The sequence below is a fragment of the Isoptericola sp. Y541 genome (assembly GCF_059445465.1).
Map to the genome: position 1 here is coordinate 135515 of NZ_JCAIUJ010000006.1, position 21620 is coordinate 157134.

The 21620-nt window shown below is 73.6% G+C and carries 18 protein-coding genes; 15 read left to right on the forward strand and 3 right to left on the reverse strand.

Annotation, left to right across the window (positions count from 1 at the left end; translation table 11 throughout):
- Window positions 1–38: 38 nt before the first annotated feature.
- The gene (locus AC1C2V_RS14270) at window positions 39–239 is read right to left on the reverse strand and encodes a hypothetical protein (protein ID WP_495390284.1); all 201 of its coding nucleotides are present in this window, start codon (window positions 237–239) and stop codon (window positions 39–41) included.
- Between AC1C2V_RS14270 and dxr the strand changes: the two genes are divergently transcribed.
- From dxr to AC1C2V_RS14300, 6 genes are all read left to right on the forward strand, one after another.
- The gene (dxr, locus tag AC1C2V_RS14275; protein ID WP_495390285.1) at window positions 238–1413 is read left to right on the forward strand and encodes a 1-deoxy-D-xylulose-5-phosphate reductoisomerase; all 1176 of its coding nucleotides are present in this window, start codon (window positions 238–240) and stop codon (window positions 1411–1413) included. The genes AC1C2V_RS14270 and dxr overlap by 2 nt on opposite strands.
- 67 nt (window positions 1414–1480) lie before the next feature.
- Complete coding sequence (locus tag AC1C2V_RS14280; RefSeq protein ID WP_495390286.1) at window positions 1481–2800, forward strand: M50 family metallopeptidase; 1320 nt, start codon at window positions 1481–1483, stop codon at window positions 2798–2800.
- 135 nt (window positions 2801–2935) lie between these two features.
- Window positions 2936–4078 (forward strand): flavodoxin-dependent (E)-4-hydroxy-3-methylbut-2-enyl-diphosphate synthase, encoded by a 1143-nt coding sequence (gene ispG / locus AC1C2V_RS14285; protein ID WP_495390437.1) that lies wholly within the window; start codon window positions 2936–2938, stop codon window positions 4076–4078.
- A gap of 68 nt (window positions 4079–4146) precedes the next feature.
- Window positions 4147–5103 carry a GNAT family N-acetyltransferase gene (locus AC1C2V_RS14290; protein ID WP_495390287.1) on the forward strand — a complete coding sequence of 319 codons (957 nt, stop codon included), beginning with the start codon at window positions 4147–4149 and terminating at the stop codon, window positions 5101–5103.
- A gap of 123 nt (window positions 5104–5226) precedes the next feature.
- On the forward strand, window positions 5227–6309 hold the full coding sequence (tdh, locus tag AC1C2V_RS14295; protein ID WP_495390288.1) for an L-threonine 3-dehydrogenase: 1083 nt from the start codon (window positions 5227–5229) through the stop codon (window positions 6307–6309).
- Window positions 6309–7499 carry a glycine C-acetyltransferase gene (locus AC1C2V_RS14300; protein ID WP_495390289.1) on the forward strand — a complete coding sequence of 397 codons (1191 nt, stop codon included), beginning with the start codon at window positions 6309–6311 and terminating at the stop codon, window positions 7497–7499. Before tdh ends, AC1C2V_RS14300 begins: the two co-directional genes overlap by 1 nt.
- 10 nt (window positions 7500–7509) lie before the next feature.
- On the opposite strand, the gene AC1C2V_RS14305 is transcribed toward AC1C2V_RS14300, so the two are convergent.
- The gene (locus AC1C2V_RS14305; RefSeq protein WP_495390290.1) at window positions 7510–8421 is read right to left on the reverse strand and encodes a DNA-formamidopyrimidine glycosylase family protein; all 912 of its coding nucleotides are present in this window, start codon (window positions 8419–8421) and stop codon (window positions 7510–7512) included.
- Window positions 8422–8489: 68 nt separating this feature from the next.
- On the opposite strand from AC1C2V_RS14305, the gene AC1C2V_RS14310 reads away from it, so the two are divergent.
- A complete protein-coding gene (locus AC1C2V_RS14310) occupies window positions 8490–10295 on the forward strand; it encodes a proline--tRNA ligase (protein ID WP_495390291.1) in 1806 nt (601 codons plus the stop codon).
- On the opposite strand, the gene AC1C2V_RS14315 is transcribed toward AC1C2V_RS14310, so the two are convergent.
- Complete coding sequence (locus AC1C2V_RS14315) at window positions 10292–11443, reverse strand: DUF4439 domain-containing protein (RefSeq protein ID WP_495390292.1); 1152 nt, start codon at window positions 11441–11443, stop codon at window positions 10292–10294. The genes AC1C2V_RS14310 and AC1C2V_RS14315 overlap by 4 nt on opposite strands.
- Before the next feature lie 189 nt (window positions 11444–11632).
- On the opposite strand from AC1C2V_RS14315, the gene rimP reads away from it, so the two are divergent.
- The 8 genes from rimP (at window position 11633) to AC1C2V_RS14355 (ending at window position 21476) form a co-directional block, all read left to right on the forward strand.
- Complete coding sequence (gene rimP, locus AC1C2V_RS14320; RefSeq protein WP_495390293.1) at window positions 11633–12253, forward strand: ribosome maturation factor RimP; 621 nt, start codon at window positions 11633–11635, stop codon at window positions 12251–12253.
- A 2-nt stretch (window positions 12254–12255) separates the two neighbouring features.
- Window positions 12256–13332, forward strand: a complete 1077-nt coding sequence (nusA, locus tag AC1C2V_RS14325) for a transcription termination factor NusA (protein ID WP_495390294.1) — start codon at window positions 12256–12258, stop codon at window positions 13330–13332.
- 150 nt (window positions 13333–13482) lie between these two features.
- Window positions 13483–13683: a YlxR family protein gene (locus AC1C2V_RS14330; RefSeq protein WP_495390295.1), complete on the forward strand. Its 201-nt coding sequence runs from the start codon at window positions 13483–13485 to the stop codon at window positions 13681–13683.
- 185 nt (window positions 13684–13868) lie between these two features.
- Entirely contained in the window at window positions 13869–16691 is a 2823-nt protein-coding gene (gene infB / locus AC1C2V_RS14335) for a translation initiation factor IF-2 (RefSeq protein ID WP_495390296.1), read from the forward strand.
- A gap of 78 nt (window positions 16692–16769) precedes the next feature.
- Window positions 16770–17231: a 30S ribosome-binding factor RbfA gene (rbfA, locus tag AC1C2V_RS14340; RefSeq protein WP_495390297.1), complete on the forward strand. Its 462-nt coding sequence runs from the start codon at window positions 16770–16772 to the stop codon at window positions 17229–17231.
- A gap of 13 nt (window positions 17232–17244) precedes the next feature.
- On the forward strand, window positions 17245–18216 hold the full coding sequence (gene truB, locus AC1C2V_RS14345) for a tRNA pseudouridine(55) synthase TruB (RefSeq protein ID WP_495390298.1): 972 nt from the start codon (window positions 17245–17247) through the stop codon (window positions 18214–18216).
- Between the two features lie 132 nt (window positions 18217–18348).
- Window positions 18349–19329, forward strand: a complete 981-nt coding sequence (locus tag AC1C2V_RS14350; protein ID WP_495390299.1) for a bifunctional riboflavin kinase/FAD synthetase — start codon at window positions 18349–18351, stop codon at window positions 19327–19329.
- Between the two features lie 272 nt (window positions 19330–19601).
- Window positions 19602–21476 carry a peroxidase family protein gene (locus tag AC1C2V_RS14355; RefSeq protein ID WP_495390300.1) on the forward strand — a complete coding sequence of 625 codons (1875 nt, stop codon included), beginning with the start codon at window positions 19602–19604 and terminating at the stop codon, window positions 21474–21476.
- The last annotated feature ends 144 nt before the right edge of the window (window positions 21477–21620 follow it).

Here is a 21620-nt window from a genome sequence, read left to right on the forward strand (position 1 = left end):
GGCCATCCTGCCCGCTCGGGCCCCAGCCGTCAGCACCGTCAGCCGTCAGCAGACGGCGGCGACCGGGTCGCGGTGCCCGTGCGCAGGTACACGCCGGAGCTGTACTGGCCCGGCCCGATGCGGTTCCACAGGTCGGCCGACCCGCGGTGCCCGTCCTGGTACGCCGCCTGCGCCAGGGCGGGGCCGCCGTGGCGAGGGCGCCCGCTGGGATTCCGGCCGGCTGCGATGATGTGCCGCATGACCCGCTCCGTCACCCTCCTCGGCTCCACCGGCTCCATCGGCACGCAGGCGATCGACGTCCTCCGGGCGCATCCCGGTCGCTTCCGGGTGGAAGCCCTGAGCGCGGGGGGTGCGGACGTCGGCCTGCTCGCCGAGCAGGCCGCGACGCTCGGGGTGCGCGCCGTCGCCGTGGCGGACGCCGGTCGCGCCGCGGAGCTGCGGGAAGCCCTGGCCGCGCGGCTCGGCGCGGGGGCCGAGGACGTCGAGGTGCTGGCCGGCCCCGACGCCGCCACCGAGCTGGCCGGGCGCGGCTCCGACGTCGTGCTCAACGGCATCACCGGGTCCGTCGGGCTGCGACCGACGCTCGCGGCGCTCGCGGGCTCCTCGTCGCTGGCGCTCGCCAACAAGGAGTCGCTCGTGGTGGGCGGCTCGCTGGTCAAGGCCGCCGCGGCGCCCGGGCAGATCGTGCCCGTGGACTCCGAGCACTCGGCGATCGCGCAGGCGCTGCGCGGGGGAGCCCGCGACGAGGTGCGGCGCCTTGTGCTCACCGCGTCGGGCGGCCCGTTCCGCGGCCGCAGCCGCGATGACATCAAGAAGGCCACGGCCGACGAGGCGCTCGCCCACCCGACATGGTCGATGGGGCCGGTCGTGACGGTCAATTCGGCGTCGCTCATGAACAAGGGTCTGGAGCTGATCGAGGCGCACCTGCTGTTCGACGTGCCGGTGGACGACATCACCGTGGTGGTGCATCCCCAGTCGGTGGTGCACTCCATGGTCGAGTTCCACGATGGCTCGACGATCGCCCAGGCGTCCCCGCCGGACATGCGCCTGCCGATCGCGCTGGGCCTGTCGTGGCCCGAGCGTCTCGACGTCGTGTCCCCGCCGTGCGACTGGACGCGCGCGGCGTCCTGGACGTTCGAGCCGCTCGACGAGGCGACGTTCCCCGCCGTCGGGCTGGCGCGGGCCGCCGCGGCGGCGTCCGCCACCCACCCCGCGGTGTACAACGCGGCGAACGAGCAGGGCGTCGCCGCGTTCCTGGCCGGGCGGATCGGCTTCCTCGACATCGTGGAGACCGTCGAGCGGGTGCTGGGCGAGCACGACGGCGTCGCCCCGGACGCCGTGACGCTGGAGGCCGTCGAGTCCGCGGAGTCCTGGGCACGGGCGCGCGCCGACGAGATCCTCGCGCGCTCCTGACGATTCCTGCACGAGCGGCCCTCCCGGCCGCGCGGCGGGCGCTCCGGGTTGACCTAGGCTCGGGGCCGTGGACGTTCTCTCCTGGGTGGTCGGCATCGCCGTGATGATCGTGGGCCTCGCGATCTCGATCGGGCTGCACGAGGTGGGCCACATGGTGCCCGCGAAGAAGTTCGGCGTGCGGGTGAGCGAGTACATGGTCGGCTTCGGGCCCACGCTCTGGTCGCGCACGAAGGGCGAGACCGAGTACGGCGTCAAGGCGATCCCGCTGGGCGGGTACGTGCGGATGGTGGGCATGATGCCGCCGGCCCCGGCGGGCACGCGGCGGCGCGGCGGCTTCTTCGGCCAGGTGATCGCGGACGCGCGCGACGCGTCGGTGAGCGAGATCCGCCCGGGGGAGGAGCACCGGGCCTTCTACGAGCTGTCCACGCCCAAGAAGCTCGTGGTCATGCTCGGCGGGCCGGTGATGAACCTGGTCATCGCCGTCGTGCTGACGTTCATCGTGCTGGTCGGGATCGGCATGCCCTCCGTCACGACGACCGTCGGTGCCGTGACCGGGTGCACCCCCACCGCCACGACGGCGCAGGGCGAGCCCGTGTGCGGCGCCGACGCCGCGCCGTCCCCCGCGGCGGCGGCCGGGCTGCAGGCCGGCGACGAGGTCGTCGAGTGGGACGGCACGGAGGTCACGTCGTGGGAGCAGCTGGCCGGCATGATCGCGGACTCGCCCGACCAGGAGGTGCAGGTCGTCGTCCGGCGCGACGGTGCCGAGGTGCCGCTGACGGTCACGACCGCCGCGCGGCAGGTGCCTGTCGTCGACGCCGAGGGGAACCCCGAGGTCGGCGCGGACGGCGAGGCGGCCACCGAGACGGCGGGCTTCCTGGGCATGACCCCCACGCAGGAGCACAAGCCGATGCCGGTCTCCACGGTGCCGGAGGCGGTGTGGGAGCAGGTCTCGGGCACGGCGGCGATGATCGTCACCCTCCCGGTGCGGATCGGCGACGCTGCCGTGCAGGCATTCACCGACGAGCCGCGCTCGCAGGACTCCGTGATGTCGGTGGTCGGGGTGGGCCGGATGGCCGTGGACGCCGTCGCGGCGGATGCGCCGGTCGTCTCGACCCTGCAGTTCCTGCTGAGCCTGCTGGCGGCGCTGAACGTGGCCCTGTTCGTCTTCAACCTCATCCCGCTGCTGCCGCTGGACGGCGGCCACGTGGTCAACGCCCTGTACGAGGGCGCCAAGCGCACGCTCGCCCGGCTGCGCGGGCTCCCGCTCCCGGGCCCGGCGGACGTCGCCCGGATGATGCCGGTGGCCTACGTGATGTTCGTCGTCCTGCTGGGGACGGGGGCGATCCTCATCGTCGCGGACGTGGTCGACCCCGTGCGGCTGATGTAGCGCAGCGCGGATCGTCCGGCGCCGGGTGAAGGTCGTGCGCACGATACGGCGGGGATTCGGTGCCGGTGCCCGCCCGCGTGCGTGACACCCGCTCGTTCGCGCGATACTGGCACTGTGACTGCAGTGAACCTCGGCATGCCGACCCCGCCCGTGCCCACGCTGGCCCCGCGCCGCAAGACCCGCCAGATCCAGGTGGGCAAGGTGGCCGTCGGCGGAGACGCGCCGATCAGCATCCAGTCGATGACGACGACACCCACCACCGACATCAACGCGACGCTGCAGCAGATCGCCGAGCTGACGGCCGCGGGCTGCGACATCGTGCGCGTCGCCGTGCCGACCATCGACGACGCAGAGGCGCTGCCCGCGATCGCGACGAAGTCGCAGATCCCGGTGATCGCCGACATCCACTTCCAGCCCAAGTACGTGTTCGCCGCGATCGACGCCGGCTGCGCCGCCGTCCGCGTGAACCCGGGCAACATCCGCAAGTTCGACGACCAGGTCAAGGAGATCGCGAAGGCGGCCTCCGGAGCCGGGGTCTCGCTGCGGATCGGCGTCAACGCCGGGTCGCTCGACAAGCGCTTGCTGGAGAAGTACGGCAAGCCGACGGCGGAGGCGCTCGTGGAGTCGGCGGTGTGGGAGGCGAGCCTCTTCGAGGAGCACGGCTTCCACGACTTCAAGATCTCGGTCAAGCACAACGACCCCGTCGTCATGGTGCGGGCCTACGAGCTGCTGTCCCAGCGCGGCGACTGGCCGCTGCACCTCGGCGTCACCGAGGCCGGGCCCGCCTTCCAGGGCACCATCAAGTCCGCGACGGCGTTCGGCGCGCTGCTCAGCCAGGGCATCGGCGACACCATCCGGGTCTCCCTGTCGGCGCCCCCGGTGGAGGAGGTCAAGGTCGGCACGCAGATCCTGCAGGCGCTCAACCTGCGCCCGCGCAAGCTCGAGATCGTCTCCTGCCCGTCGTGCGGCCGCGCCCAGGTGGACGTCTACACGCTCGCGGAGAAGGTCACTGCCGGCCTGGAGGGCATGACCGTGCCGCTGCGCGTCGCCGTGATGGGCTGCGTCGTCAACGGCCCGGGCGAGGCGCGCGAGGCGGACCTCGGCGTCGCGTCGGGCAACGGCAAGGGCCAGATCTTCGTCAAGGGCGAGGTCATCAAGACCGTGCCGGAGGCGATGATCGTCGAGACGCTCATCGAGGAGGCCATGCGGATCGCCGAGTCGATGCCGGCGCCCGAGAACGACACGCAGGCCGGCGCTCCCGTCGTCTCGGTGAGCTGAGACCGACGGACGTCGGCAGGATCGAGATCCACGAGACCTGAGGGGCCCACGACGGCGAAGGGGGCGTGATGGGCGGCTGGCGACCGGCGGTGCGGGCGCGGGGCTCGTCCGCGGGCAGGCTCGACGCCCGTCGCCCGCGCGCCCGGGTGCTCGGCACCGAGGATCTCGACGCCGCGCGGGCCGTCTGCGCGCTCGACCCGGTCGCCTCCGTCCTGACGGCGTCGCGCCTGGACGTGGCCGCCCTGGCGGGGTTCGCGGCCGCCGGCGGGCAGGCGTGGGGCTTCCCGTCGACCGGCCCGCTGGTCGCGGTCTGCTGGTCGGGCGCGAACCTGGTACCCGTGCTGGCGCCGGACCTGGCGGGTGAGGAGGCCGAGGACGCCGTCGAAGCCTTCGCGAGGCTCGCCCACCTCCAGGGGCGACGGTCGTCGTCGATCGTGGGGGACCGGACCGCGGCTCTGGCGCTGTGGGAGCTCCTCGCCCCCCGCTGGCCGCCGGCGCGCGAGGTGCGGGCCGACCAACCGTCCCTGGCGATCTCCCGCGACCCGGACATCGACCCCGACCCCGCGGTGCGCCGCTCGACCCTCGCCGAGGCGGACCTGGTGCTGCCCGCGTGCGTGCGCATGTTCGCCGAGGAGGTCGGGTACGCCCCGGCGGCGTCCCATGGCAGCGCCTACGCGCTGCGGGTCCGCTCGCTCATCGCCGAGGGGCGCTCGTTCGTGCGGGTCGAGCCGGGCGCCCGGCCCGCCCCCCGGGCGACCGGCGCGCCCGGGCCGCTCGTGGCGTTCAAGGCGGAGCTCGGCGCCGTCGCGGGTGGCGTCGCTCAGGTACAGGGCGTGTGGGTCGACCCCGTGCGGCGCGGCCGGGGGCTGGCGGCCCCCGGCATGGCCGCCGTCGTCGTCGCGACCCGCCGGGAGGTGGCTCCCGTCGTGTCCCTGTACGTCAACGCCTTCAACACCCCGGCGCTGGCCACGTACCGGCGCGTGGGCTTCGAGCAGGTCGGCACGTTCACGACCGTGCTGTTCTGACGGCTGTTCTGACGGCTGTGCTGACCCCGGTTATCGGATCTGTCCGGATCGTGGGATGGTACCGGGCGTGACGACGCATGCGACGGGGGACGCACGGGTGAGCGAGGCACGGGTGGGTGGCGAGTGAAGGCGCTGTACAAGCCGGGGCCGGGGCCGGGGCTGGAGCTCGTGGACCGGCCGGAGCCGGAGGCGGGCCTCGCGGACGTGAAGATCCGGGTGCTGCGCACCGGCATCTGCGGCACGGACCTGCACATCGACCGCTGGGACGCCTGGGCGGCGTCCACCGTCCGGGCGCCCCTGGTGCCGGGCCACGAGTTCGTCGGCGAGGTCGTGGAGGTCGGCGACCTCGTGCACGACGTGGCCGTCGGGGACCTCGTCTCCGGCGAGGGGCACATCGTGTGCGGCATGTGCCGCAACTGCCGGGCCGGCCGCCGCCAGATGTGCATCCGCACCCAGGGCCTCGGACTGCAGCGCGACGGCGCGTTCGCGGAGTACGTGGTGCTGCCGGCCACGAACGTCTGGGTGCACCACGCCAGCCTCGACCTCGACGTCGCTGCGATCTTCGACCCGCTCGGCAACGCGGTGCACACCGCGCTCGCGTTCCCCGTCATCGGCGAGGACGTGCTCGTCTCGGGCTGCGGCCCCATCGGCCTGATGGCGATCGCCGTCGCCCGGCACGCGGGTGCGCACCTGGTGGTCGGCACGGACGTGAGCCCGGCGCGGCTCGAGATGGCGCGGGCCATGGGCGCCGACGCTGCCGTCGACGTGCGGACGGCCCGGGTCGCGCAGGCCCAGCGCGACCTCGGCCTGCGGGAGGGCTTCGACGTCGGCTTCGAGATGAGCGGGGCCCCGAGCGCGCTGCCGGAGATGATCGCGAACATGAACCATGGCGGCCGCATCGCGATGCTGGGGCTGCCGGCGGAGCCGATCGCGGTGGACTGGGGCACGGTCGTGACTCATATGCTCACGCTCAAGGGCATCTACGGCCGCGAGATGTTCGAGACCTGGCAGGCGATGGACGCGATGCTGCGCACCAGCGCGACGCTACGCGCGGCGATCGCGTCGGTCGTCACCGACCGGCTCCCCGCGAGCCGCTGGCGCGAGGGCTTCGAGGCGGCGGCCTCGGCACACGGCGGCAAGGTGGTCCTCGACTGGACGGAATGGGCGGGGTCTGACGACCACGCCCGAGGGAAGAAGGCGCACTGATGTACGGGACGTTCCGGGAGCACGTGGCGGGCGAGCTGCGGGAGATCGAGCACGCCGGCCTGACCAAGCACGAGCGCGGCATCACGGGCCCGCAGGGCGCCCGCATCCGGGCGGACGGCGCCGAGCTGCTCAACTTCTGCGCCAACAACTACCTCGGCCTGGCGGACGACCCGCGCATCCTCGCCTCCGCGCGCGACGCCCTCGACACGTGGGGCTACGGGCTGGCGAGCGTGCGGTTCATCTGCGGCACGCAGGACCAGCACCGCGCGCTGGAGCGGCGGCTGGCCGGCTTCCTCGGCACCGAGGAGTCGATCCTGTTCTCCTCGTGCTTCGACGCGAACGGGGGCGTCTTCGAGACCCTGTTCGGCGCCCAGGACGCCATCATCTCGGACGCGCTGAACCACGCCTCCCTCATCGACGGCATCCGGCTGTCGAAGGCCGCGCGGTTCCGCTACCGCAACCGCGACACGGCCGACCTCGAGGAGCAGCTGCGGGCCGCGCGCGACGGCGGGGCCCGGCACGTCGTGATCGTCACGGACGGCGTCTTCTCGATGGACGGCTACCTGGCCCCGCTGCGCGAGATCTGCGACCTGGCCGACCGCTACGAGGCCCTCGTGCTCGTGGACGACTCGCACGCCGTCGGCTTCATGGGCTCCAGCGGCCGGGGGACGCCCGAGCTGTGCGGCGTCGCCGACCGCGTGGACATCCTCACGGGCACGTTCGGCAAGGCGCTCGGCGGTGCGTCCGGCGGCTACGTCGCGGCACACGCCGAGATCGTCGACCTGCTGCGCCAGCGTGCGCGGCCGTACCTGTTCTCGAACACGCTGGCGCCGACGATCGTGGCGGGTACGCTCACGGCGCTCGACCTCGTGGAGCAGTCGGGCGACCTGCGGGCGCGCCTGGCCGAGAACGCGGCGCTCTTCCGCGGCCTCATGTCCGAGGCCGGCTTCGACCTGCTGCCCGGCGAGCACCCGATCGTGCCGGTGATGTTCGGCGACGCCGTGATCGCGTCGCGCGTCGCCGAAGCGATGGGGGAGCGCGGGGTCTACGTTACCGCCTTCAGCTTCCCCGTGGTGCCGCGGGGCGAGGCCCGCATCCGGGTGCAGCTCTCCGCGGCGCACACCCCGGAGCAGGTCCGTGCCTGCGTGGACGCGTTCGTCGCGTCGCGCGACGCGGTCGCCCCCGACTGAGCCGCGGCCGTTACTTGAGCAACTTCGACATGCGGCGGTCGGCGAGCACCTGACCGCCGGTCTGGCACGTGGCGCAGTACTGCAGCGACCGGTCGGCGAAGCTGACCTCGCGCACGACGTCGCCGCACACGGGGCACGCCTCGCCGGTGCGGCCGTGCACCCGCATGCCCGCCCGCTTGGCGTCCTTCAGCTCTTTCGCGGGCTTGCCCGACGACTTCGCGACGGCGTCGCGCAGCGTGGTCACGGTGGCCTCGTGCAGCGCCTCGACGTCGCCGTCGGCGAACGAGCGCGTGAGCTTGAACGGCGACGTGCGCGCCACGTGCAGGATCTCGTCCGAGTAGGCGTTGCCGATGCCGGCGATCGCGTGCTGGTCGCGCAGCAGGCCCTTGACCTGCTGGTTCTTGGCCGCCATGAGGCCGGCGAGCGCGGCCGTGGTGAAGTCCGGAGACAGCGGGTCGATGCCGAGCGTGCGCACCTGCCCCACCTCCTGCGGGTCGCGCACCACGTACACGGCGAGCCGCTTGCGGGTGCCCGCCTCGGTGAGGTCGAAGCCGGAGCCGTCGTCCAGCCGCACGCGCAGCGCCAGCGCCGCGCCGCGGGACGACCCGCCCATGCGGGGGCGGACCGGGGTCGTCGGTGCCTGCTCCGACCAGCGCACCCAGCCCCCGCGCGACAGGTGGAACACCAGGTGGATCTCGTCGTCGGCACCCCGACCGGCGGCTCCGTCCGGCACCGTGCGCACGTCCAGCCACTTGCCGTGGCGCGTCACGCCCTCGACCGTCCGTCCGACGAGCGCCGACACCGGCGGGTCGAACGTCTTGAGCGCGGCGATCGCCGCGACGTCGGCGGCGGCGACCCGGCGCCCGGACGCTCGCTCGTCGAGGAAGTCGGCCAGCGCCTGGACCTCGGGAAGCTCGGGCATGCGGCCATCGTGCCAGCCGTCCCCGGCGGCGACCAGGGGAGGGCCGGGGCGCCGCTAGGCTGGCCCCCATGTCGATCGCGTCCGCCCGCCAGCCCAGGGGCGACCTGCTCCGCCTGTCCCAGCTCTTCGTCCGCACGCTGCGCGAGGACCCCGTCGACGCCGAGGTCGCGAGCCACAGGCTGCTCGTGCGCGCCGGCTACATCCGCCGCGCCGCGCCGGGCGTCTACACCTGGCTGCCGCTGGGCCTGCGGGTCCTGGCGAAGGTCGAGAACGTCGTGCGCGAGGAGATGCAGGCCATCGGTGCGCAGGAAGTGCACTTCCCGGCGCTCCTGCCCCGCGAGCCGTACGAGGCGTCCGGCCGCTGGACCGAGTACGGGCCCAACCTCTTCCGGCTGCAGGACCGCAAGGGTGCCGACTACCTCCTGGCCCCGACGCACGAGGAGATGTTCACCCTGCTGGTCAAGGACCTGTACTCCTCGTACAAGGACCTGCCGCTGGCGCTGTACCAGATCCAGACCAAGTACCGCGACGAGGCCCGCCCCCGCGCCGGGCTGATCCGCGGGCGCGAGTTCATCATGAAGGACTCCTACTCCTTCGACATCGACGACGCGGGTCTGGACGCGAGCTACGCGAAGCACCGCGCCGCGTACCAGCGGATCTTCGACCGCTTCGGGTTCGAGTACGTCATCGTCTCCGCGCACGCGGGCGCGATGGGCGGCTCCAGGTCGGAGGAGTTCCTCGCCAAGTCGCCGATCGGCGAGGACACCTACGTCGAGTGCAAGGCCTGCGGGTACGCGGCCAACGTCGAGGCGGCCCGGGCGCCCGTGCCGGACCCGATCCCGTTCGAGGGCACGCCCGAGGCGCACGCCGAGGACACCCCGGACACGCCGACCATCCAGTCGCTGGTCGACCATCTCAACGAGCGGTTCCCGCGCGACGACCGGCCCTGGGCAGCGGCGGACACGCTCAAGAACGTCCTCTTCAAGCTCCGGCACCCGGACGGCAGCACAGAGGCCCTCGCGATCGGCCTCCCGGGCGACCGCGAGGTGGACGTCAAGCGCATGGAGGCCGCCTTCTACCCGGCGGAGTTCGCCCCGCTCGGCGACGAGGACTTCGCCGCCAACCCCGCCCTCGTCAAGGGCTACATCGGCCCCGGCGCGCTCGGCGAGGAGGGGACGGCGAAGGTGCGCTACCTGCTCGACCCCCGGGTCGTCGAGGGCACGCGGTGGGTCACGGGCGCGAACCGGCCCGGCCAGCACGTGCTCGACCTGGTCGCGGGTCGCGACTTCACGGCCGACGGGACGATCGAGGTGGCCGAGGTGTGGCCCGGCGACCCGTGCCCGAACGGCGACGGCATCCTCGAGACCGCGCGCGGCATCGAGATGGGGCACGTGTTCCAGCTCGGCCGGAAGTTCGCGGAGGCGCTCGACCTCAAGGTCCTCGACGAGAACGGCAAGGCCGTCACCGTCACCATGGGCTCCTACGGCGTCGGCGTCACGCGCGCCGTCGCCGCCATCGCCGAGGCGAACCACGACGGCAAGGGCCTCGCCTGGCCCGCGCAGGTCGCGCCCGCGCACGTGCACGTCGTGGCCACCGGCAAGGGCGGCGAGATCTTCGAGGCGGCGGAGAAGCTCGCCGAGCAGCTCGTGGAGGCCGGCGTCGAGGTCGTGTACGACGACCGCCCCAAGGTGTCGCCGGGCGTGAAGTTCGCCGACGCCGAGCTGTTCGGCGTGCCGCTGATCGTCGTGGTGGGCCGAGGGCTGGCCGACGGCCTCGTCGAGGTCCGGCCCCGCGCAGGGGAGTCGGAGCAGGTGCCCGTGAGGGACGCCGCGCGGGTCGTGACCCAGCGGGTCGAGGCGCTGCTCGCCGGCTAGGCGACCGCGTCGGCGGCGTCCGTCCCGGAGTCCCCGGCCTGCTCCGGCAGGCCGGGGAACGGCACGGGCTCGGCGCCCCAGTCGTCGAGCGTCACCGCGGAGTCCACGAGCAGGTCCACCAGCACGTCCCGGGTGCCGGCGGTGGTGTTCCCCACCAGGGTCGCGTAGTCGGTGGCCAGGTCGTTCTCGAGCGAGACGACCAGCGCCTCGTCGCTCCGGTCGTCGACCCGCGGGACGGTGTACGCGGCCCGCCGCGGGTCCTGAGCCGTGGCCTGGATCCCCGCGACGAGCGCCCACCCGTCGGCCCGCTCCGCGTGGCGGGCGACGCGCTCGAGGAGACGCTCGCGCTGCTCGCCCTTGCCGATCGCGGCGCGAAGCTGCAGGGCGTAGCGGGTCGCGTCCTCCGACACGACGAGCGTGCTCAGGTCGCCGGCGGTGAGGCCCTCGGGCACCGCCTCCTCGTCCTCGCCGTCGTCCTCGCCGTCGTCTTCGTCGGGGTCCGCGGTCACGTCTTCATCCGTCGATCCGCTCGGGGACGGCGAGGCGCCCTCGGCGGCACGGCCGGAACCGGTGGGCAGGGGAACCTGCGGGTCGACGGGAGCCGGTCCCTCGGCGTCAGTGAGCTCCGCGAGGCGCTCGGCGGACACGGTCTGAGCGGCCCCGACCGACGCGAGGAGCCGCGCCAGCGGGCCTTCGGTGGTCGTGCCGGCCGCGGTCCGGCTGCGCGCGGCGGCGTCGTCGAGCACCTTGACCACGTCGGCCGGCGTGCCCACGTCGGACTCCGAGGACTGCGGGCTGTCCGTCGGCTCCTCGGTGGCGAGCCCCGAGTCGTACTCGCCCCCCAGCGCGTCCGCCTGCGCGCGGGAGTCGGCCGTGATGCGCGTGAGCTCGGTGACGACCCGCTCGCGGTCCGCCGGGACCGCCTCGAGCGCGGCCTGGGCGCCGTCCGCCACGAGCAGCGCGTCGGACACCGCGGTGCGCCGCACCACCTCGAGCGAGTCGGGGACGGGCTCGGCGATCGGCGGCGCCTCGAGGCGTACCCCGCAGCCGGCGAGCAGCCCCGCAGCCAGCAGCGCGCCGACGGCGGCCGTCCGGGCTCGGGCGGCGGACCGGTCGGCGTGCCGGGCGGGTGCGGGGTGCGGTTCCATCGGGGCCGATCTTGCCACGTCGGAGGTGGGCCCGGTGTGACGTTCACCCGCCGCGCGGAGCGGGCCGTGCGGCGCGAGAGGGGCCGGTCGTTCGTTACGCTGGACGCTGCACACAACGACACACCGGCCGCGGGACGTCCCGGCGCGGGAGCACACGGCAGTTCACGACGTGACCCACGGGAGGCAGCGATGGCAGCGCAGCACGGCCGTACGACGGCAACCGGGCCCAAGGTCGAAGCCGTACGGCAGATCGTCACCCCGGCGGTCGACGCGGCGGGCCTGTTCCTCGAGGACGTCGTCGTGACCCGGGCGGGGAAGCGGTCGGTGGTGCGCATCACGGTCGACCTGCCCGAGGACGCGGTGGGAAGCCTCGACTCCGACGCGCTCGGGGACGTCGCGCGGGCGATCTCGGCGGCGCTCGACGCGGACGACGTCGTGCCCGGCGCCTACACGCTGGAGACCTCGACGCCCGGCACCTCCCGGCCGCTGACCGAGCTGCGCCACTTCCGGCGCGCCCGCGGCCGGCTCGTCACGCTGCAGCGGCACGACGGCGGGCAGACGGCGGGCCGTCTGGCGGACGTCACCGTCGGCGCCGACGGCACGGGCGAAGACGGCGGGCCGTGGCTCGTGCTGGAGGACGGCACCCGCGTGGCCGTCGCCGACGTACGCAAGGGGAAGATCGACGTCGAGCTCAAGCGGCTCGACGAGACCCCCGACCAGACCGACGCCACGGGCCCCGCCCGGAACGACGACACCTCGGGCTCCGCCCGACATGACGACACGGGCTCCGCCCGTCACCAGGAGAGCTGACGATGGACATCGACATGAGCACGCTTCGGCTGCTGGAGCGGGAGCGGGACATCAGTCTCGACGTCCTCGTCGCCGCGATCGAGCAGGCCCTGCTGTCTGCCTACCACCGCACCCCCGACGCGTACCAGCACGCCCGCGTCGAGGTCGACCGCAAGTCCGGGCACGTCACCGTGTGGGCCCGCGAGGAGATCCGTACCCCGGACCCGGAGGACCCCGAGGCACGGCCGACGATCGAGCTCGGGCCCGAGTTCGAGCACACGCCGGCCGACTTCGGGCGCATCGCCACCGCTACCGCCCGCCAGGTCATCGTCCAGCGTCTGCGCGACGCGGAGGACGACCAGGTGCTCGGGATGTTCCGCGGCAAGGAGGGCGAGGTCCTGGCCGGCGTCATCCAGCAGGGCCGCGACCCGCGCGTGGTGCTCGTGGACGTAGGCGGCACCGAGGCGGTGCTGCCCCCGCACGAGCAGGTGCCCACGGAGGAGTACGTGCACGGGGAGCGGCTGCGCGCTTACGTGGTCGAGGTCTCGCGCGGTGCCAAGGGTGCGCAGGTCGTGCTGAGCCGCACGCACCCGGGCCTCGTCCGCAAGCTGTTCGAGCTCGAGGTGCCGGAGATCGCGGACGGGTCGGTCGAGATCACGGCCATCGCCCGCGAGGCGGGGCACCGCAGCAAGGTCGCCGTCCGGTCCAAGGTGGCCGGGCTGAACGCCAAGGGCGCCTGCATCGGCCCGATGGGAGCGCGCGTGCGCGCTGTCATGGCCGAGCTGCACGCCGAGAAGATCGACATCGTCGACCACAGCGACGACCCGGCCCGGTTCGTGGCGAACGCGCTGTCCCCGGCACGTGTGAGCTCGGTCACGGTGGTCGACGCCGACGCCAAGGCGGCGCGCGCGATCGTCCCGGACTACCAGCTCTCCCTCGCGATCGGCAAGGAGGGGCAGAACGCCCGTCTCGCCGCGAAGCTGACCGGGTGGCGGATCGACATCCGATCGGACGAGGGGGCGCTCGCCGGCGACGGCGACAAGCCCGGCGACGCAGGCGAGACGGCGGCCGAGCACGACGGCGCCGCCGGGGGCCGGTAACGGCACGTGGGGCGCCGCGCTAGACTGTCGGGGACCGGGCCACGCGCCCAGCCTCCGACCTGCCCACGAACCGCGCCGGATCACACCGGACCGGTACGTACGTGCGTTGGGTGCCGGAAGCGTGACCTACGGTCCGCTCTCCTGCGGTTGGTGCTCGAGCCGTCGGGTCACGAGGCACACCTCGTGGTCGACGCGCGCGGGTCCCTCCCTGGGCGTGGCGCCTGGATCCATCCGACGCCCGCCTGCCTGGCGCTCGCCGAGCGTCGTCGGGCCGTGCCGCGCGCTCTGCGCGTCACGGGCCCGCTCGACCTGATGGGCGTCCGGGACCAGCTGGAGCAGCAGGGCCGTTGAGTCCCTCCGGCCCGCGCCGCCGCCCGGCGGACGGGTCATCGCGACCGAGCGCGCTCGGCCGCACACGCGTTGTCGACAAGGAAGCGGGTCAGAAGCCGATGGACACCCGATGAGTTCCGTGCGATGAGTACTCGGTACTAATGACGGTCCTCCCTGTCTCGCAGGAGGGCCGAGACAGGAGAGATGTGGCGAAGATCCGCGTTCACGAGCTCGCAAAGCAGCTCGGAGTGGAGAGCAAGTCCCTGCTCGCCGACCTGAAGTCGGCCGGCGAGTTCGTCCGATCGGCGTCCTCGACGCTCGAGGCACCGGTCGAGCGCATGATGCGCGACAAGCACAAGGACGCGGCGCCCGCGGCCTCGGAGCAGAAGGCGCCGCAGCGCGCCGAGCAGAAGGCGACGCCGGCGAAGCCCGCGCCCAAGCCCGCTCCGCAGAAGCAGGAGGCGCCCGCCCCCACCCCAGCCCCCGTGGCCGAGGCGCCCGCCCCGCAGGCGGCGCCCGAGGCCGAGGCCCCCGCTCCGGCTCCGGCCAAGGAGTCGGGTGCCCGACCCGGCGCACCCACGCCCGGCCCACGCCCCGCGGCGCCGAAGCCCCCGCCCGCGGCCCGCGAGCAGAAGGGCGGCGGCTCGCGCTCCGCGCGCCCGGGCAACAACCCGTTCGCGTCCAGCCAGGGCATGCCGCGTCAGGGGCAGCGCTCCGGCGGCGCCCCGCGCCCGGGCAACAACCCGTTCGCGTCCAGCCAGGGCATGCCGCGTCCCGGGCAGCGTCCCGAACGTGGTGACGCCGCTGCGCCGGAGCGCTCGGGCGAGCGCCCCGGCGGTCCCCGCCCGGGTGGCCCGCGTCCCGCGGCGCCCCGCCCCGGCGGCGGCGCACGTCCCAACCCGGGCATGATGCCCGGCCGTACGTCCATGCCGCGTCCGGGCGAGCGTCCTGCGCCCGCTGCCGGCGGTCGTGGCGGCGGTCGTGGCGGCGGCCCCGGTGGCGGTCCCGGCGGCGGCCCCGGCGGTTTCCGCCCCGGTGGTGGCGGCGGCTTCGCCGGTCGTCCCGGCGGCCGCGGTGGCGCCGGGCGCGGTTCGACGCAGGGTGCGTTCGGTCGCGCCGGCGGTCGCCCCGTTCGCGGGCGGAAGTCGAAGCGCGCGAAGCGCCAGGAGTTCGAGCAGATGCAGGCGCCGTCACTCGGCGGCGTGCAGGTCCCGCGCGGCAACGGCACGACCGTCGTGCGCCTGCGGCACGGCTCGTCGCTGAACGACTTCGCGGACAAGATCGACGCGAACCCCGCCAGCCTGGTCACGGTGCTCTTCCACCTCGGTGAGATGGCCACCGCGACGCAGTCGCTCGACGAGGACACGTTCGGCACGCTCGCGACCGAGCTCGGCTACGTCATCGAGATGGTCTCCGCCGAGGAGGAGGACCGCGAGCTGCTCGGGGCCTTCGACATCGACCTGGACGCCGAGCTCGAGGGCGAGGGCGACGACGAGCTGCAGGCCCGTCCGCCGGTCGTCACCGTCATGGGTCACGTCGACCACGGCAAGACGCGTCTTCTCGACGCGATCCGCCAGACCGACGTCGTCTCCGGCGAGGCCGGCGGCATCACCCAGCACATCGGTGCCTACCAGGTGCGTCACGTGCACGAGGACATCGACCGCGCCATCACCTTCATCGACACCCCGGGTCACGAGGCGTTCACCGCCATGCGTGCGCGTGGTGCGCAGGTGACGGACATCGCGATCCTCGTGGTGGCCGCCGACGACGGCGTCATGCCGCAGACGGTCGAGGCGCTCAACCACGCCCAGGCCGCGAACGTGCCGATCGTCGTCGCGGTGAACAAGGTGGACAAGGAGGGGGCCAACCCCGACAAGATCCGCCAGCAGCTCACCGAGTACAACCTGGTGGCCGAGGAGTACGGCGGCGACACCATGTTCGTCGACGTGTCCGCCAAGCAGAACCAGGGGATCGACCAGCTCCTCGAGGCTGTGCTCCTCACGGCTGACGCCTCCCTGGACCTGCGGGCCAACCCCGACAAGAACGCGCGCGGCGTGGCCATCGAGGCCAACCTCGACAAGGGTCGCGGCGCTGTCGCGACCGTCCTGGTCCAGTCGGGCACGCTGCACGTCGGCGACGCGATCGTCGCGGGCACGGCCCACGGCCGCGTGCGTGCCATGTTCGACGAGCACGGCGAGTCCGTGAAGGAGGCGGGCCCGGCCCGCCCGGTCCTCGTGCTCGGTCTCGCGTCCGTGCCGTCGGCTGGTGACACCTTCCTGGTGGCGCCGGACGAGCGCACGGCCCGGCAGATCGCCGAGAAGCGCGAGGCCGCCGAGCGTGCCGCCCTCCTGGCGAAGCGTCGCAAGCGCATCAGCCTCGAGGACTTCACGCAGGCGCTCCAGCAGGGCAAGGTCGAGACCCTCAACCTGGTCCTCAAGGGCGACGTGTCCGGTGCCGTCGAGGCACTGGAGGACGCGCTGCTCAAGATCGACGTCGGCGAGGAGGTCGAGCTGCGCGTCATCCACCGCGGTGTGGGTGCCATCACGCAGAACGACGTCAACCTGGCCACCGTCGACAACGCGGTGATCATCGGCTTCAACGTCAAGTACGGCGAGCGGGTCGAGGAGCTGGCGGACCGCGAGGGCGTCGAGGTCAAGTTCTACTCGGTCATCTACCAGGCGATCGAGGACGTCGAGGCGGCCCTCAAGGGCATGCTCAAGCCGGAGTACGAGGAGGCCCAGCTGGGCACCGCGGAGATCCGCCAGGTCTTCCGGTCCTCGAAGTTCGGCAACATCGCGGGCTCGATCGTGCGGTCCGGCACGATCCGCCGCAACACCAAGGCCCGCGTGCTGCGCAATGGCAAGGTGGTCGGGAACGACCTGACGATCGAGTCGCTGCGTCGCGAGAAGGACGACGTCACCGAGGTCCGCGAGGGCTTCGAGTGCGGTATCGGTCTCGGGTCGTTCAACGACCTCACCGAGGGCGACATCATCGAGACCTTCGAGATGCGCGAGAAGCCGCGCGCCTGACGGTCACCGTTCGACGGCGCCCCGCCCCGCACTCCGCGGGGCGGGGCGCCGTCGGCGTCGAGAAAGGGAGACACCCCAATGCCTGGTCAGAAGGCCGACAGGCCCGAGAACCCGCGTGCCCGCAAGCTGGCGGACCGCATCAAGGAGATCGTCGCGCAGCTGCTCGACACCCGGATCAAGGACCCGCGCCTGGGCTTCGTGACCGTGACCGACGTGCGCGTCACCGGTGACCTGCAGAACGCGTCCGTCTTCTACACGGTGTACGGCACCGACGAAGAGCGCACGGGCACGGCCGCGGCGCTGGAGAGCGCCAAGGGCGTCATCCGCTCCGAGGTGGGCAAGCAGACCGGCATCCGGCTCACGCCCACGATCGAGTTCCACCTCGACTCGATGCCCGAGTCGGCGGCGAACCTCGACGCGGCGCTCCTCGAGGCGCGCCGTCGCGATGCCGAGCTGGCCGCGCTGCGCGAGGGCAAGGGGTTCGCCGGCGAGGCCGACCCGTACAAGAAGCCCGACGAGGAAGAGAACGAGGACGACTGAGCGTGGCGGAGAGATGAGCGGCACCAGGGAGCCGCCCGTCCGGCGCCCGACGGCGCCGGACGGGTTCCTGGTCGTCGACAAGCCTGCCGGCTGGACCAGCCACGACGTGGTGGGTCGCTGCCGCCGGCTCGCGGGGACCCGCAAGGTGGGCCACGCGGGCACGCTCGACCCCATGGCGACGGGCGTGCTCGTCGTCGGCGTCGGCCGCGCCACGAAGCTGCTCACCTACGTGGTGGGAGCCGACAAGGCGTACGAGGCCACGATCCGGCTCGGCGTGAGCACCACGACCGACGACGCCGAGGGCGAGGTCCTCTCGACCGCCGGCGTCGGCGGGGGAGCGGACGGGGGAATCGACCCTGCGGACCTGGCGCGCGAGGTCGCCGCGCTGACCGGCGACATCATGCAGGTGCCCACCACCGTGAGCGCGATCAAGGTGGGCGGCAAGCGCGCCTATGCGCGCGCCCGGGCGGGCGAGGAGGTCACCCTCGACGCGCGGCCGGTCACGGTAAGCCGGTTCGACGTCGTGGGTACGCGGCCAGGGGTCACCGCCGAGGGTCTCGGCGTGCTCGACGTCGAGGTCCACGTCGTCGTGTCGTCCGGGACCTACGTGCGGGCCCTCGCACGCGACCTCGGGTCCGCGCTCGGGGTGGGCGGTCACCTCACGGCGCTGCGGCGCACGCGCGTCGACGGGTACGACCTCGCGGCCGCCCGCACGCTCGAGGAGCTCGAGGCGCAGGCGGACGCCGACGGAGTGCTCGCCACCCTGCCGCCCGCCGACGCCGCCCGCGCGACGTTCCCGGTGCGCGACCTCACCGACGACGAGGCCCGGGCACTGGGGTACGGGCAGTGGGTCGCCGCCAGTGGTGAGAAGGGCACCGTCGCCGCGATCGGCCCGGACGGTGTGCTCGTCGCGTTGCTGGAGGACACCCGCCGGCGTGGCGAGGCGCTGGCGAAGCCCGTGCTCGTGCTCGCCCCCGCCGGCTGACCTGGCGAGCGGGCACCTCAAGGCCGGGCGGGCGGCCTGTGCCGCGGGCGGTGCCGTCGGCGGACTATCCTTGACCGCTGGCGCCCGCCACGAGCGCCGACCCCGGACGATCGACGAGACGGAGCACGACGCGTGCAGGTGTTCACGGACCTGGAGCAGGTCCCGGACGGCTTCGGACCATCGGTCGTCACGATCGGCAACTTCGACGGTGTGCACCGCGGGCACCAGGCGGTGCTCGGTCGTCTCGTGCGGCTCGCCCAGGCTGACGGGCACCTGGCCGTCGCGGTGACGTTCGACCCGCACCCCGCCGCCGTGCACCGCCCCGAGACCGCGCCCGAGCTGCTCACCGGCCTGCCCGACCGGCTCGACCTGCTGGAGCGCACCGGCCTGGATGCCGTCCTGGTCGTGCCGTACACGCTCGAGCTGGCCGCCCAGACGCCCGAGGAGTTCGTGACCCGGTACCTCGTGGACGGCCTCGGCGCGCGCTCCGTCGTCGTGGGTCACGACGTGCGGTTCGGCAAGGGCAACGCCGGCACGCTCGCCACCATGGTGGAGCTGGGCGGCGCGCACGGGTTCGAGGTCGTCGCGGTCGACGACGTCGGCGAGCACGTCCCCGGCGACGGCGGCGCGCGCGTGCGGTGGTCGTCGTCCGCGGCCCGCGCGCTGCTGGCCGAGGGCGACGTTGCGCAGGCGACCGAGGTGCTCGGTCGTCCCCACCGCGTGCGCGGCACCGTCGTGCACGGCGACGCCCGCGGGCGCGAGCTCGGCTTCCCCACGGCCAACCTCGGGGACGTTCAGGGCATGGTGCCCGCCGACGGCGTCTACGCCGGCCGGCTGCTGCGTCCTACGCTCGCCGCGGCGAGCCCCGGCGCCCGGGACGCGGACCTGCCCGCCGCGATCTCGGTGGGGACCAACCCGACGTTCGGCGGCGTGGAGCGCCGCGTCGAGGCATACGTGCTCGACCGCGACGATCTCGACCTGTACGGCGAGACGGTCGTGCTGGAGCTGCTCCAACGCCTGCGGCCCACGCTCCGCTTCGACGGCATCGAGCCGCTGGTCGAGCAGATGCACGCCGACGTCGACCGGGCACGCGAGATCCTGCGTCGCCGATGAGCCTCGTGGGGCAGCTGCCGGGAGGATGAAAACCGCCCGGCGTCGTCACAGGCGGCGCGCGGGTCGTTCCCTCGGGGTGACGGGTCGGCGTGACCGGCCCGCCGGGCCGCGGATCGATCGCGGCCCCGTCGCGGCACGGCCCCCGCTCTCCCTGTTACGGCGGGACGCCTGACGTCGCAACGCGCGGTCCCGGGCCGCCGCCTGCCGGCGGCCCGGGACGTGCCCCGCACGCCGGACCGTGCGTGCCCGCTTCTCCCGAGAGAGGCAGAGCCATGGAGGCTCAGCAGAGCAACCTCAGCGCCGACCCCGCCGGCCGGACCGTGCGCAGCGTCGGTCACGGCAGCGCCGTCGTGCCCGTGACGTCGGGCGCCGACGGGGTGGATCCCCGGGCGTCGGCCGCACCGCTGCTGCCCGGGACCGCGAGGGCGGTCTACGACGACGTGTACGCCGGGACGTTCGACGCGACGACCCGGTTCGACTACCTGTTCGGCGACCTGCGCGACGACCCGTCCGCGCACCTCCCGTCCGGGGAGGCCGACGTGCCGCGGGTCCTCGCGGCCCTGTCCAAGCTCGGCGACGCCATGGTGGAGCCGGCCGGGCCGGACCCGGCGCGCGACTCGACCGTCCCCGCGGTGTACACCTACTGGGGCCAGTTCATCGACCACGACATCACGCTCAACACGAACGGCCGCGACAGCACCGGCGACGGCGACGGCGACCTGATCCTCGGCGACATCGTCGACGAGCCGTTCCGCGTCGTCCCGCCGGACCTGGTCGTGACGTCCCTGCACAACGGGCGGCACCCGGCGCTCGACCTCGACAGCGTGTACGGCAGCGGCCCGATCCTCCCCGGGGAACCGGACCAGGGGACGACGCGCAGCGAGGCCTCGTACGCGGCGACGGACCCGATCAAGCTCGCGCTCGGCCGGGTCGCGACGGCGCCGATCCCCGGCTTCGCGCTGGTCGAGCCGGGCGCCGACGCGCAGCGCGACCTGCCGCGGTTCTCGGCGGAGGAGGTCGACGGGCTGGTGGGTGCGCCGGAGGAGCTCCCGAAGGCCGGGGACCCGAAGGTCCCCGACGGCCGCAACGACGAGAACCTCGTCGTCGGGCAGTTCCAGGTGGGCATGATCCGCTTCCACAACGCGGTGGTGGACTGGGTCCGCGAGAACGAGCCCGGGCTGGTCGACGACCGGGCGGTGTTCGACCGGGCGCAGCAGCTGGTGCGGTACCACTACCAGTGGCTCGTGGTGAACGACTACCTGCGCACGCTGACCAAGCCGGGCGTGCTCGACCAGGTGCTGCTCTCGGACACGCTGCTGTTCACCACACCCCACCCGATCGCGATGCCGCTGGAGTTCGCGACGGCCGCGTTCCGGTTCGGCCACTCGATGGTGCGCGGCGCGTACGACTTCAACGTCAACTTCACCGGGGGAGGCACCGGCGGCATCGCCACGCTCGTGCAGCTCTTCCAGTTCACGGGCGGGGGCGGGCTCGGCGCGCCGGCACCGGCACGGGGTGATGTCCTGCCGTCCAACTGGCCGATCGAGTGGGCGCGGTTCGTGCGCAAGGGCGACCCTGCCGGCGCCCGCGCGGCCCGCAAGATCGACACGTTCCTCGCCGCGAGCCTGGCCGACCTGCGCAACGAGGGCAACGACCCGGGCCTCCCGGCCGAGGTCAGCGCGATGCTCAAGAACCTCTCCCGGCGCAACCTCGTGCGCGGGTACTGGCTGTCCCTGCCCACGGGCGAGAAGGTCGCCGAGTCGCTGGGCGTCGAGCCCCTGACGCGCGACCAGCTGACGGCGAACGCCGCGCCGGAGGTCGGCCAGGCGCTGGACGAGCTCGGTGGCACACCGCTCTGGTACTACGTGCTCAAGGAGGCCGAGGCCGAGGGCAACGGCAACTTCCTCGGCGAGGTCGGCAGCCGCATCCTCGCGGAGACGTTCGTCTACCTCCTGCGCCAGGACGAGAGCTCGTTCCTGCGGGCGCTCCCGGAGGCCTGGACCCCGGCGGGCGGCGTCCGGTTCGACGACGGGCGGATGATCACCACGCTGCCCGACCTCCAGCGGTTCGCCGGGCTGCTCCCGCTACCCGACGGCACCTTCCGCACGACCGACGGGCGCCCGGCCGGGCAGGACGGCGACGCCTGAGCGCACAGGACGTGGCCAGCAGCACGTCGTCCCCGTCCCGCTGCGGGTGGGGGCGACGTCGCGCGCTGATAGCATGGTGGGGCCGTATGAACGGCCGCGGATCCAGAGCGCCCCGGTGAACGAGTCCCGGAGCACCGCGCAACG

Coding starts and splice junctions, on each gene's coding strand:
- dxr (WP_495390285.1), top strand. CDS start 238: ATGACCCGCTCCGTCACCCTCCTCGGCTCCACCGGCTCCATCGGCACG.
- AC1C2V_RS14270 (WP_495390284.1), bottom strand. CDS start 239: ATGCGGCACATCATCGCAGCCGGCCGGAATCCCAGCGGGCGCCCTCGC.
- ispG (WP_495390437.1), top strand. CDS start 2,936: ATGCCGACCCCGCCCGTGCCCACGCTGGCCCCGCGCCGCAAGACCCGC.
- AC1C2V_RS14290 (WP_495390287.1), top strand. CDS start 4,147: ATGGGCGGCTGGCGACCGGCGGTGCGGGCGCGGGGCTCGTCCGCGGGC.
- AC1C2V_RS14300 (WP_495390289.1), top strand. CDS start 6,309: ATGTACGGGACGTTCCGGGAGCACGTGGCGGGCGAGCTGCGGGAGATC.
- AC1C2V_RS14305 (WP_495390290.1), bottom strand. CDS start 8,421: ATGCCCGAGCTTCCCGAGGTCCAGGCGCTGGCCGACTTCCTCGACGAG.
- AC1C2V_RS14310 (WP_495390291.1), top strand. CDS start 8,490: ATGTCGATCGCGTCCGCCCGCCAGCCCAGGGGCGACCTGCTCCGCCTG.
- AC1C2V_RS14315 (WP_495390292.1), bottom strand. CDS start 11,443: ATGGAACCGCACCCCGCACCCGCCCGGCACGCCGACCGGTCCGCCGCC.
- rimP (WP_495390293.1), top strand. CDS start 11,633: ATGGCAGCGCAGCACGGCCGTACGACGGCAACCGGGCCCAAGGTCGAA.
- nusA (WP_495390294.1), top strand. CDS start 12,256: ATGGACATCGACATGAGCACGCTTCGGCTGCTGGAGCGGGAGCGGGAC.
- rbfA (WP_495390297.1), top strand. CDS start 16,770: ATGCCTGGTCAGAAGGCCGACAGGCCCGAGAACCCGCGTGCCCGCAAG.
- truB (WP_495390298.1), top strand. CDS start 17,245: ATGAGCGGCACCAGGGAGCCGCCCGTCCGGCGCCCGACGGCGCCGGAC.
- AC1C2V_RS14355 (WP_495390300.1), top strand. CDS start 19,602: ATGGAGGCTCAGCAGAGCAACCTCAGCGCCGACCCCGCCGGCCGGACC.